The sequence below is a fragment of the Arthrobacter sp. 05N33_2 genome (assembly GCF_056397425.1).
In genome coordinates this window covers 1-12,136 of sequence record NZ_JBFTNJ010000009.1, presented here as the reverse complement: position 1 = coordinate 12,136, position 12,136 = coordinate 1, and the positions used below count along the sequence as shown (strand labels likewise).

Here is a 12,136-nt window from a genome sequence, read left to right as displayed (position 1 = left end):
GCGTCGGGGGCTTCACTAGGGGTCAGTCGTTGCTCGGTCACTGGCGCATTGTCCCTGCAGGAGATGAACGGATGGTGTTGCCGTACGGCTTGGGGGACCGTGCAGCCTAGGGGACGAGGATGACTTTGCCGGTGGTGCGGCGCTGTTCAAGGTCCTCGTGGGCACGGGCTGCCTCGCCGAGAGGATAGCGTGCGCCGATCCTGACCTTGAGGCTGCCGTCGGCAGCGGCGGCAAAGACTTCGTCGGAGCGCCAGCGGCGTTCCCGGGCGTCGCGCAGGTAATGGCCCATGGTGGGCCGCGTGAGGTACAACGAGCCGCCGGCGTTGAGCCGCTGCGGGTCGAACGGCGGGACCGGGCCGGACGCTGCACCGAAGAGCACCAGCATGCCCCGGATGCGCAGGGACGCCAGGGAGGCGTCGAAAGTGTCTTTCCCGACGCCGTCGTACACCACATCCGCGCCCGTGCCGTTGGTCAGATCCCGGACCCGGTCGGCCAAACCGTCGTAGCGAAGCACGTTGTCGGCGCCGGCTTCGCGGGCCAGCTGCTCTTTCGCGTCAGTCGAAACGGTGGTGATGACGTTGGCGCCCCTGGCCTTGAGCAACTGGATCATCAGGAGCCCCACACCGCCGGCGCCGGCGTGGAGCAGCACGGTGTGGCCGGACTCGACCTTGAAGGTGGAGTTGATCAGGTAGTGGGCCGTCACGCCCTGCAACGGCAGCGCCGCGGCGGTGAAATCATCCAGGCCGTCGGGAACCGGGAGGGCCTTGTCCTCATCGACGAGTGCATAGCCGGCGTAGCAGTCAGCGCCCTCGGCCGTGGCCACCCGGTCACCGGGAGCAAACCCGGTGACGGCGTCGCCGACCTCCTCCACGGTGCCCGCGGCCTCGGAGCCGGGCGTGAAGGGGTAGCTGACCTTGTAGACGCCGCTGCGCTTGTAGGTGTCAATGAAGTTCACGCCCGCGGCCGCGACCTTGACCAGCAGCTGGCCGGGCCCGGGAACGGGCCGGGCTGTCTTGTCGAGTTCGAGGACCTCGGGGCCGCCGGCCTGGCGGGCGACGATTGCGTGCATCATGTGGCTCCTTTTCCGGGCGGGGAATTCTGTCCCGGTCCCTGGGTCCATCCTAGGGACACCGGGGGTGACCATGAAGGGGCCTTTCGTAACCAGCCGTCACGTGATGATTGGGCGGACGTTGCCAGGAGGCGGCAGGTCCTGGGCGGCCGCCCGCGGTCCGTCCTTTAGTAGCGGCGGGTTACCGTTGCCATCGGGCATTCGAAGTGGCGGCCGGCGGCGAGTCCGACGTCGTTGAGGTAGCGGACAATGATGGCGTACGACTGCATCAGCGTGGTTTCCGTGTACGGGACCTGGTGCTTGGCGCAGTACTCGCGGACGATCTTGGCGGCCTGGTGCAGCTGCGGGCGGGCCATGTCCGGGAAGAGGTGGTGTTCGGCCTGGCGGTTGAGGCCGCCGAGCAGGATGTCCATGAAGCGGCCGCCCGAGATGTTCCGGGACGTCAGGACCTGGCGGCTGAAGAAGTCCACCCGGCTGTCCGCCGGCAGCACCGGCATGCCCTTGTGGTTCGGCGCGAAGGACGCGCCCATGTAGAAGCCGAACACGGCCAGCTGGACGCCGATGAAGGCGAACGCCATGCCCAGCGGCAGGAAGGTGAACGCGAGGACCGGCAGGAGGCTGAGCCGGACCGCGAGGATCGGGATTTCGACCCAGCGGTGCGTGACCTTGGCCCGGCGGACGATGAATTTCACGGAATCGATCTGCAGTCCCAGGCCCACCAGGAAAAGGAGCGGGAAGAAGAACCAGCCCTGCTTGCGGGTCAGGAACGCAAGGCGTCCCTGGCGGTCGGCTACGGCTTCGGGGTGGAAGGCGATGGGGCCGGGCGCGATGTCCGGGTCCTTGGAGATGACGTTCGGGTGGTTGTGGTGCGCGCCGTGCTTCTGCTCCCACCAGGAGTAGCTGATCCCGGCCACGGAGGTGGCGAGCAGGCGTGCTGCCCAATCGTTGGCGCGGCGGGACGCGAAGATCTGCCGGTGCCCGGCCTCGTGGGCCAGGAAGCTCAACTGCGTGCAGATGATGCCCAGGGCGGCGGCGATCAGGAGCTGGAACCAGCTGTCACCGATCAGCGCGAACCCGAACCAGGTGGCGGCCATCAGGAGCACCAGGCTGGCGAACACCGTGATGTAGAACCCGACGCGCCGTTCGAGGAGGCCGGCCGTCTTCACGCTCTTGAGGAGTTCCGAATAGCTCAGGACGACGGCGTTGGGTTGCCGGACCCGCGATGGCGGCCGCGCCGGCGTTTCGGCGGGAAGGGTGGAAGTGGCGGTCATAGGGCGCTTGCCTCGTCACGGTTACGGGCAACGCTGCAGCTGACATTCGCAGCTGCACGGTCTGGATCACCCTTTACCAAGCATACGCCCCGGGTTTCCGCGGCGGGCCGTTCGGGAGCTTTGGACACACGCCCATCGATGCATAAATATCGGCATCTATGCATACTCTTGCTGTATAGTCGTGCTTATGACTATTTCTGTTGCCGTTTCCGGGGCTAGCGGCTATGCCGGCGGCGAGGTCCTGCGGCTCCTCGCCGGTCATCCCGACGTCACCATCGGCGCCATCACGGCCCACAGCAACGCCGGTTCCAGACTAGGGGAATTGCAGCCGCATCTCCATGGCCTCGCGGACCGGATTCTCGAAGACACCACCGTGGATAACCTGGCCGGGCACGACGTCGTTTTCCTGGCGCTTCCGCACGGGGCATCCGCGGAGATCGCGGCGCAGCTGCCCGCCGGGACCCTGGTCATCGACGCCGGCGCGGACCACCGCCTCGAGGACCCGGCGGCCTGGGAGAAGTTCTACGGGTCGGCCCACGCCGGAACCTGGCCCTACGGCCTCCCGGAACTGCCCGGCCAGCGCGATGCCCTCCGCGGCGCCACCCGGATCGCCGTCCCCGGCTGCTACCCGACCTCGGCCCTGCTGGCCCTCACTCCCGGCTTCAGCAACCAGCTGCTGGAGGGCGAGGACGTCGTGATCGTCTCCGCCTCCGGCACCTCAGGGGCCGGCAAAGCTGCCAAGGTCAACCTGATCGGCGCCGAAGTCATGGGCTCCATGAGCCCCTACGGGGTCGGCGGGGGACACCGGCACACCCCCGAGATCGAACAGGGACTCTCGAAAGCGCTGGGGGCCCCGGTCACCGTCTCCTTCACGCCCACGCTGGCGCCGATGAGCCGCGGCATCCTCACCACGGCGACCGCCAGGGTGCGGCAGCAGCCAGGCCGCAGAGTCACTGCCGCAGACCTGCGTGCCGCCTGGGCCGAAGCCTACGACGACGAACCGTTCGTGCACCTGCTCCCTGAGGGGCAGTGGCCCTCCACGAAATCGGTCCAGGGATCGAACCACACGGTCATGCAGCTCGCCTTCGATGAGCACACCGGCCGCGTGATCGTGTGCTGCGCCATCGACAACCTCACCAAGGGGACCGCCGGCGGGGCCGTGCAGTCCATGAACCTAGCCCTCGGCCTGGCGGAAACCGCCGGCCTCAACCTCCAGGGAGTCGCACCGTGAGCATCACCGCACCGCAGGGATTCCGCGCCGCCGGCGTGACGGCCGGGCTCAAGGCTTCCGGCAAGCCGGATGTGGCCCTCGTGGTCAACGACGGCCCGTTCAAAGCCGCCGCGGCGGTCTTCACGTCCAACCGCGTCGCCGCGGCCCCCGTGCACTGGTCCCGCGAAGTGGTCAAGGACGGCCGCGTGGATGCCGTGATCCTCAACTCCGGCGGGGCCAACGCCTGTACCGGGCCCCAGGGGTTCCAGAACACGCACACCACCGCGGAGAAGACCGCCGAAGCCCTCGGCGTCTCCGCCACCGACGTCGTGGTCTGCTCCACCGGACTGATCGGCGAGCAGCTCCCCATGGAGAAAATCCTGGCCGGGATCGGTTCCGCCACCGCAGCCCTGGCCGCGGACGGCGGCCCCGCGGCGGCCACCGCGATCATGACCACGGATTCGGTGTCCAAGCAGGCCGTCTTCACCGGCACGGCCGCGGACGGCACGCAGTTCACCATCGGCGGCATGGCCAAGGGCGCCGGCATGCTGGCCCCGGGCCTGGCCACCATGCTGGTGGTCCTCACCACGGACGCCGACGTCCCGCCGGACGTGCTCGACGCCGAACTCCGCAACGCCACGCGGCTCACCTTCGACCGGGCGGACTCGGACGGCTGCATGTCCACCAACGACACCGTGGTGCTGCTCGCCTCCGGCGCCTCCGGTGCCGCGCCGTCCGCCGCCGACTTCGGCGCCGGCCTGACCCAGGTCTGCGCCGAGCTGGCCCGGAAACTGATCGGCGACGCCGAGGGCGCCAGCCACGACATCGCGATCCGGACGTTCAACGCCGCGAGCGAGCGGGACGCCGAAATCGTCAGCCGCGCCGTCGCCCGCTCCAACCTGTTCAAGACCGCGATCTTCGGCAAGGACCCCAACTGGGGCCGCGTGCTGTCCGCCGTCGGCACCACCGACGCGGCCTTCGAACCGGACCAGCTGAACGTGTCCATGAACGGTGTGCAGATCTGCCGCAACGGCAGCATCGGCGATGACCGCAACCTCGTGGACCTCGAACCGCGCGAGGTCCTGGTCGAAATCGACCTGCAGGCCGGTACAGCCGAGGCCACGATCCTCACCAACGACCTCACCCACGACTACGTCCACGAAAACAGCGCCTACTCCAGCTAACCTCCCCGGAGGCTGAACAGACGGATGAACAGCAGGGACGAACAGAGGACGAACAGCATGAACACCCAGACCCGCGAGACCACCTCCCAGTCCGACGCCCGGGACAAAGCCGCCACGCTGATCGAGGCGCTGCCCTGGATCCAGCGCTTTGCCGGCAGCACCATGGTGATCAAGTACGGCGGCAATGCCATGGTCAACGACGAGCTCCGCCGCGCCTTCGCCGAGGACGTCGTGTTCCTGCACCACGTCGGCATCCACCCCGTGGTGGTGCATGGCGGCGGCCCGCAGATCAACGCCATGCTCAGCCGGCTCGGGATCGAATCCGAGTTCAAGGGCGGGCTGCGTGTCACTACGCCCGAGGCCATGGACGTGGTCCGGATGGTCCTCACCGGCCAGGTGGGACGCGAACTCGTGGGCCTGATCAACTCCCACGGCCCGTACGCCGTCGGCATGTCCGGCGAAGACGGCGGCCTGCTCCGCGCCGTCCGCACCGGCACCGTGGTGGACGGCGAAGAGGTGGACCTCGGCCTGGTGGGCGAGGTGGTCGGGGTGAACCCGGAAGGGATTGTGGACATCCTCGCGGCCGGCCGGATTCCCGTGATCTCCACCGTCGCCCCGGAGATCCACGACGACGGATCCACCACCGGTCAGGTACTTAATGTGAACGCGGACACGGCGGCGGCCGCGGTGGCGTCGGCCCTGGGTGCCTCCAAGCTGGTCATCCTGACCGATGTCGAAGGCCTCTACGCCAACTGGCCGGACAGGTCATCGCTCATTTCGTCGCTGACGGCGTCGGAGCTGCGCGAGATGCTGCCGCGCCTTGAGTCCGGCATGATCCCGAAGATGGCGGCGTGCCTGAAGGCCATTGACGACGGCGTCGAGCGCGCCCACATCGTGGACGGCCGCCTGCCGCACTCGATGCTCCTGGAAACCTTTACGACCGCCGGCATCGGCACCCAGGTCGTCCCCGACGAGGAAGTGAACGCATAGTGAGCAGCACTGAACTGAGCCATTCCGCTGAAGGCCGCAGCAGCGATGGGGGGCCGGGTGTGGTCGGGCACCGCGGTGGGCCCACGGCCTCCGGGGTCCCCGTCCGAGCTGGCGAGGAGGGGGTGAGGCCGGGGACGGGCGGGGCCCCCATCGCTGCGGAGGCCGCCGCGACCGCGCTCGTTGGTCAAACCAGTGGCGCGCAGTGGCTGTCCCGCTACTCGTCCTCGCTGCTGGGCGTCTTCGGCACCCCGCAGCGGGTCCTGGTCCGCGGCGCCGGCTGCCTCGTGTGGGACGCCGACGGCAAGGAATACCTGGACCTGCTCGGCGGCATCGCGGTGAACGCCCTCGGCCACGCCCACCCGTTCGTGACCTCGGTGATCTCCAGCCAGCTGGCCACCCTGGGCCATGTCTCGAACTTCTTCACGAGCCCCACCCAGATCGCCCTGGCCGAGAAGCTGCTGGAACTGTCCAAGGCCCCGGCCGGCTCCAAGGTGTTCTTCTCCAACTCCGGCACCGAAGCCGTCGAGGCGGCCTTCAAGCTGGCGCGCCGTAACAGTGGCGCCAGCCAGTCCGCGGCCGCGGAGAATACTGTCGCGGAAAAAACACCGAAACCGCGCACCAAGATCATCGCGCTCGAAGGCGCCTTCCACGGGCGCACCATGGGCGCCCTCGCGCTCACCGCCAAAGAGGCGTACCGGGCGCCGTTCGCGCCGCTGCCCGGCGGCGTCGTGCATGTCCCGTTTGGTGACATCGAGGCCCTCCGCGCCGCCATTGATGAGACCACCGCTGCCGTCTTCCTCGAACCGATCCAGGGCGAGGCCGGCGTCCGGCCGCTGCCTGCCGGCTACCTCAAGGCGGCCCGCGAGGCCACGAGCGCGGCCGGCGCCCTGCTGATCCTCGACGAGGTCCAGACCGGCATCGGCCGCACCGGCAAGTGGCTGGCCAGCGAGGACGCCGGCATCGTGCCCGACGCCGTGACCCTCGCCAAGGGCCTGGGCGGCGGCTTCCCGGTCGGCGCGCTCGTCACGTTCGGCCCGGAAACGTCTGCTCTGCTGACCGCCGGCCAGCACGGGACGACCTTCGGCGGCAACCCGGTGGCCACCGCCGCCGCCCTCGCCACCCTGCACGTCCTGGAAAACCAGGACATCCTGGCCCACGTCCGGAACCTGGGGGAGCATCTGCGCGCCGGCCTCGCCGGAATCGCCGGCGTGACCGAGGTCCGCGGCGAGGGGCTGCTGATCGGCTTCGACCTCGACGCCGATGTCGCCCCGGGCGTCGTGGCCGCCGGCCTCGACGCCGGGTTCATCGTCAACAGCCCGGGCCCGCGCACCATCCGGCTGGCGCCCCCGCTGATCCTGACCACCGAGCAGGCAGACCTTTTCCTGGCCGCCCTGCCCGCATTGCTCGAGACCGCCAAGACCAACGCTGCAAAGGACGCCAAGTGACCGCCGCCGTGACCGCCTCAGTGCCCACCCGCCACTTCCTCAAGGACACGGACCTCAGCCCGGCCGAGCAGACCGAGGTCCTCGAGCTCGCCGTCCGGATGAAGGCCGCGCCCTACAGCGTGCAGCCCTTCGCCGCAGACGGCAACGGCCGCCGGACGGTGGCCGTCATCTTCGACAAGACCTCCACCCGGACCAGGGTCTCCTTCGCCACCGGCATCGCGGACATGGGCGGCAACGCGCTCATCATCAACCCCGGCGAGGCGCAGATCGGGCACAAAGAATCGGTCGAGGACACTGCCAAGGTGCTCGAACGCATGGTCTCCACCATTGTGTGGCGCACCGGCGCGCATGCCGGGCTCGTCGCCATGGCCGAGAACTCCCGCGTTCCGGTCATCAACGCCCTGTGCGATGACTACCACCCATGCCAGCTCCTGGCCGATCTGCTGACCGTCAAGGAGCACAAGGGCTCGCTCCAGGGCCTGACCATGGCCTACCTGGGCGACTCGGCCAACAACATGGCCAACTCCTACCTGCTGGCCGGCGTGACGGCGGGCATGAACGTCCGCATCGCCGGACCGGAGGGCTACCTGCCGTCGCCGGAGATCATCGCCGCCGCCGAGGACCGTGCCGCGGAGACCGGCGGCTCGGTGCTGGTGACGGTGGACCCCGCCGAAGCGCTCCTGGGCGCCGACGTCGTCGCGACCGACACGTGGGTGTCCATGGGCCAGGAGGCGGAGAAGGAAGCGCGGATGAAGCTGTTCCGCGCCTATTCCGTGGATGCCGACGCGATGAAGCTCGCGGCGCCGGACGCCGTCGTGCTGCACTGCCTCCCGGCCTACCGGGGCTACGAGATCGCCGCGGACGTCATTGACGGCCCGCAGTCGGTGGTCTGGGACGAGGCCGAAAACCGGCTGCACGCGCAGAAGGCACTCATGGCCTGGCTCATGCACCGCTCCGGTCTGGCAGTGGTTGACGGTCTGGCGCCAGTCGGTGCGCTCGCGCCACTCGATGGGCCGGCACCGGTGGGCGGACCGGCCTGATGTCCGTCCAGCCAGCCTCTCCTGGGGCCAGCCCGGCCACCAAGACAGCCCGGCAGGCGCGGATCACGGCGATTCTCACGGGCGAATCTGTCCGTTCCCAGGCCGAGCTCGCGGCGCTGCTCGCGGACGACGGCGTCCAGGTCACCCAGGCCACGCTGTCACGCGACCTCGTGGAACTCGGCGCCGTCCGGGTCCGCGGCAAGGACGGCGTGCTGGTCTACGCCGTCCCGGGGGAGGGCGGCGAACGGGCGGCCAAGAGCGGCGTCACGCAGGAAATACTCGACGCCCGGCTGACCCGGTTGTGCGGGGAACTGCTCGTCACCGCCGAGGCCTCCGCCAACCTCGTGGTGCTTCGGACCCCGCCGGGCGCCGCGAACTTCCTGGCCCTCGCCATCGACCACTCCGTATTGCCCTCGATCCTGGGCACCATCGCCGGGGACGACACCGTCCTGCTTGTCACCCGGGACCCCCTGGGCGGCGCGGACATCGCCGCACGCTTCCTGCAGTTCGCCGAGGAAGCCGGCCAATAGGCAACACCATGAGCCCTTCACAGGACCGGGCACCCGGGTGTGTGACAGGCTTGCAACAGAGCTTTTCCCAGACTTAATGCATCACCAAACAACTAAGGAGCATTTCCGTGACTGAGCGTATTGTTCTGGCCTACTCCGGTGGCCTGGATACTTCCGTAGCCATCGGCTGGATCGGTGAAGCCACCGGCGCCGAGGTCATCGCCGTGGCGGTCGACGTCGGACAGGGCGGCGAATCGCTGGAGACCATCCGCCAGCGCGCGCTGGGCTGCGGTGCCGTCGAGGCCTACGTCGCCGACGCCAGCGACGAGTTCGCTAACGAGTACTGCGTGCCCACGCTGAAGGCCAACGCCCTCTACCAGGGCCACTACCCGCTGGTCTCCGCCATCTCCCGTCCGGTGATCGTCAAGCACCTGGTCAAGGCCGCCCGCGAATTCGGCGCCACCACCGTCGCCCACGGCTGCACCGGCAAGGGCAACGACCAGGTCCGCTTCGAAGTCGGCATCCAGACCCTGGGCCCGGACCTGAAGTGCATCGCCCCGGTCCGTGATCTCGCCCTGACCCGCGACAAGGCCATCGCCTTCGCCGAGGAAAAGGGACTGCCGATCGAGACCACCAAGAAGAACCCGTACTCGATCGACCAGAACGTCTGGGGCCGCGCCGTCGAAACCGGCTACCTCGAGGACATCTGGAACGCCCCCACCAAGGACATCTACGACTACACCGCCACCCCGGAATTCCCGCCGGCACCGGATGAGGTCACCATCTCCTTCGAAGCCGGCGTGCCGGTCGCGATCGACGGCGTCAAGGTCACCCCGCTGCAGGCCATCAAGGAACTCAACCGCCGCGCCGGTGCCCAGGGCGTGGGCCGGATCGACGTCGTCGAGGACCGCCTCGTGGGCATCAAGTCCCGCGAGATCTACGAGGCACCGGGCGCCATGGCGCTCATCACCGCGCACAAGCACCTCGAAGACATCACGATCGAGCGCGAGCAGGCCCGCTTCAAGGCGACCGTCGGCCAGCGCTGGGCCGAGCTGGTCTACGACGGCCAGTGGTTCTCGCCGCTCAAGCGCTCCCTCGACGCCTTCATCGAGGACACCCAGAAATACGTCTCCGGCGACATCCGCATGGTGCTGCACGGCGGCCAGGCGATCGTCAACGGACGCCGCTCCGAGACCTCGCTCTACGACTTCGACCTTGCCACGTACGACACCGGCGACACGTTCGACCAGTCGATGGCGCGCGGCTTCATCGAGCTGTGGGGCATGTCCGCCAAGGTTGCCTCCGGCCGCGACATCCGCGTCGCAGGAGAGTAGCCCCTGTGGCTGAGCAAAAGTCTGAGGCTACAAATACGGGAGCTCTGTGGGGCGGCCGGTTCGCCGGTGGCCCAGCGGACGCCCTCGCCGCGCTGAGCAAGTCCACGCACTTCGACTGGCGGCTGGCCCGCTACGACATCGCCGGGTCCAAGGCGCACGCCCGCGTGCTGCACAAGGCCGGGCTGCTGGACGACGCCGAACTGGACGGCATGCTGGCCGCCCTGACACAGCTGGATGAGGACGTCGCCTCCGGCGCCTACCTGCCGGCCGAGTCCGATGAGGACGTGCACGGTTCGCTCGAGCGTGGCCTGATCGAGCGCGCCGGTACCCAGCTCGGCGGCAAGCTCCGCGCCGGCCGGTCCCGCAACGACCAGGTGGCCACCCTGGGACGGATGTTCCTGCGCGACCACGCCCGGATCATCGCCCGCGGCGTGCTCGCCACGATTGACGCGCTCGTGGACCAGGCCAAGGCGCACAAGGGCGTGGCCATGCCCGGCCGCACCCACCTGCAGCACGCCCAGCCGGTACTGCTCAGCCACCACCTGCTGGCCCACGCATGGGCGCTGCTGCGCGACGTGCAGCGGCTGGCCGACTGGGATAAGCGCGCCGGGGTTTCGCCCTACGGCTCCGGTGCCCTGGCGGGCTCCTCGCTCGGCCTGGACCCCGAGGCCGTCGCCGCGGACCTGGGCTTCTTCTCGGCGACGCACAACTCGATCGACGGCACCGCCTCCCGCGACGTCTTCGCCGAGTTCGCCTGGATCACGGCCATGATCGGCGTGGACCTGTCCCGGGTCTCGGAGGAAGTGATCCTGTGGGCCACGAAGGAATTCTCCTTCGTCACCCTGCACGATTCCTACTCCACAGGCTCCTCGATCATGCCGCAGAAGAAGAACCCGGACGTGGCCGAACTCGCTCGCGGCAAGGCCGGCCGGCTGATCGGCAACCTGACCGGGCTGCTGGCCACCCTGAAGGGCCTGCCGCTCGCGTACAACCGCGACCTGCAGGAGGACAAGGAACCGGTCTTCGACGCCGCCGACACCCTGGAGGTCCTGCTCCCGGCAGTCTCCGGGATGATCGCGACGCTGAAGTTCAACACCGAACGGATGGAAGCGCTGGCTCCCCAGGGTTTCGCGCTGGCGACGGACATCGCCGAATGGCTGGTCCGCCAGGGTGTGCCGTTCCGCGAGGCGCACGAGCTCTCCGGCGCCGCGGTCAAGCAGGCCGAAAGCCGCGGCGTCGAGCTCTGGGACCTCACGGACGAGGAATACGCCGCCATCTCGGAGCACCTGACGCCGGAGGTCCGCACGGTCCTGTCCACCGAGGGTTCGCTCAACAGCCGGAACTCGCAGGGCGGCACCGCACCGGCCGCCGTCGAACGCCAGCTGCTGGCCCTCGAGGGCGAGCTCGCCGGTGTGCGCGAGTACGCGGGCTAATTAGCACACGCGAGAGGGGCCACGCGGGCAGGGTTCCCTGGCCGAGCTTGCGAGGCTACGGTGCCGGTGGGGAGTTCCGGCAGCGTCTCGGCCGACGCTCCTGCATTGCCTGCAGGAGCGTCGGCGGATTTCTTGCCAAAAGTGAGGGAGCGTTGTGCGTTTGCCGCCGAAAACTCCCCGCTAGCATTGCGACATGAGCGAATCGTTCCGCCAACTGCTGCGTGCCCTGCCCGACTTCCCGGAAGTGCTCCCGGACTTCGACCCTGCGGCGGCGCCCGCGGACCCCGCGGAGCTGTTCCGGCTGTGGCTGGACGAGGCCCTGGCGGCCGGGGTGCCCCAGCCCAACGCGTGCAGCCTGGCCACCGCCGATGAGCACGGCCGGCCGTCGTCGCGGATGCTGATCCTGAAGGACATCGACGCCGACGGCTGGCACTTCGCAACCTCCAGGGAATCCCGCAAGGGCAAGGAACTCACGGCCAACCCGCATGCGGCGCTGAACTTCTTCTGGCAACAGCAGGGCCGCCAGGTCCGCGTGGCCGGGGACGTCGTGGAGCTGTCCGCGGAGGCCTCGGCCGCCGACTGGCGGGCCCGGCCCGGCGCCGACGGCAGCGAAAATGCAAACAATGAAAACACAGACTGGCAGCTCTACGC

General features: G+C 68.9%; 11 protein-coding genes. 9 read left to right on the top strand and 2 right to left on the bottom strand.

The annotated features are described in order from the left end of the window. Window positions 1–106: 106 nt before the first annotated feature. Window positions 107–1,072 (bottom strand): quinone oxidoreductase family protein, encoded by a 966-nt coding sequence (locus AC1DHX_RS07180; RefSeq protein WP_476859020.1) that lies wholly within the window; start codon window positions 1,070–1,072, stop codon window positions 107–109. Between the two features lie 164 nt (window positions 1,073–1,236). Then, the gene (locus tag AC1DHX_RS07175) at window positions 1,237–2,340 is read right to left on the bottom strand and encodes a fatty acid desaturase family protein (protein ID WP_028277262.1); all 1,104 of its coding nucleotides are present in this window, start codon (window positions 2,338–2,340) and stop codon (window positions 1,237–1,239) included. Between the two features lie 187 nt (window positions 2,341–2,527). On the opposite strand from AC1DHX_RS07175, the gene argC reads away from it, so the two are divergent. From argC to AC1DHX_RS07130, 9 genes are all read left to right on the top strand, one after another. Next, window positions 2,528–3,571: an N-acetyl-gamma-glutamyl-phosphate reductase gene (gene argC, locus AC1DHX_RS07170; RefSeq protein WP_476856409.1), complete on the top strand. Its 1,044-nt coding sequence runs from the start codon at window positions 2,528–2,530 to the stop codon at window positions 3,569–3,571. After that, on the top strand, window positions 3,568–4,734 hold the full coding sequence (gene argJ / locus AC1DHX_RS07165) for a bifunctional glutamate N-acetyltransferase/amino-acid acetyltransferase ArgJ (protein ID WP_476859019.1): 1,167 nt from the start codon (window positions 3,568–3,570) through the stop codon (window positions 4,732–4,734). The genes argC and argJ overlap by 4 nt, the downstream gene beginning before the upstream one ends. A 57-nt stretch (window positions 4,735–4,791) precedes the next feature. Then, complete coding sequence (argB, locus tag AC1DHX_RS07160) at window positions 4,792–5,724, top strand: acetylglutamate kinase (protein ID WP_223917243.1); 933 nt, start codon at window positions 4,792–4,794, stop codon at window positions 5,722–5,724. A gap of 122 nt (window positions 5,725–5,846) precedes the next feature. Then, complete coding sequence (locus AC1DHX_RS07155; protein WP_476859018.1) at window positions 5,847–7,169, top strand: acetylornithine transaminase; 1,323 nt, start codon at window positions 5,847–5,849, stop codon at window positions 7,167–7,169. Beyond that, complete coding sequence (argF, locus tag AC1DHX_RS07150; protein ID WP_476859017.1) at window positions 7,166–8,209, top strand: ornithine carbamoyltransferase; 1,044 nt, start codon at window positions 7,166–7,168, stop codon at window positions 8,207–8,209. Before AC1DHX_RS07155 ends, argF begins: the two co-directional genes overlap by 4 nt. Further along, window positions 8,209–8,739: an arginine repressor gene (locus AC1DHX_RS07145; protein WP_476859016.1), complete on the top strand. Its 531-nt coding sequence runs from the start codon at window positions 8,209–8,211 to the stop codon at window positions 8,737–8,739. Before argF ends, AC1DHX_RS07145 begins: the two co-directional genes overlap by 1 nt. A gap of 107 nt (window positions 8,740–8,846) precedes the next feature. Beyond that, window positions 8,847–10,052: an argininosuccinate synthase gene (locus AC1DHX_RS07140; RefSeq protein ID WP_028277269.1), complete on the top strand. Its 1,206-nt coding sequence runs from the start codon at window positions 8,847–8,849 to the stop codon at window positions 10,050–10,052. 5 nt (window positions 10,053–10,057) lie between these two features. Next, window positions 10,058–11,485: an argininosuccinate lyase gene (gene argH, locus AC1DHX_RS07135; RefSeq protein WP_476849479.1), complete on the top strand. Its 1,428-nt coding sequence runs from the start codon at window positions 10,058–10,060 to the stop codon at window positions 11,483–11,485. A gap of 193 nt (window positions 11,486–11,678) precedes the next feature. Continuing rightward, window positions 11,679–12,136: pyridoxine/pyridoxamine 5'-phosphate oxidase (locus tag AC1DHX_RS07130; protein WP_476899937.1), on the top strand; the 458-nt coding region annotated here is incomplete at its 3' end.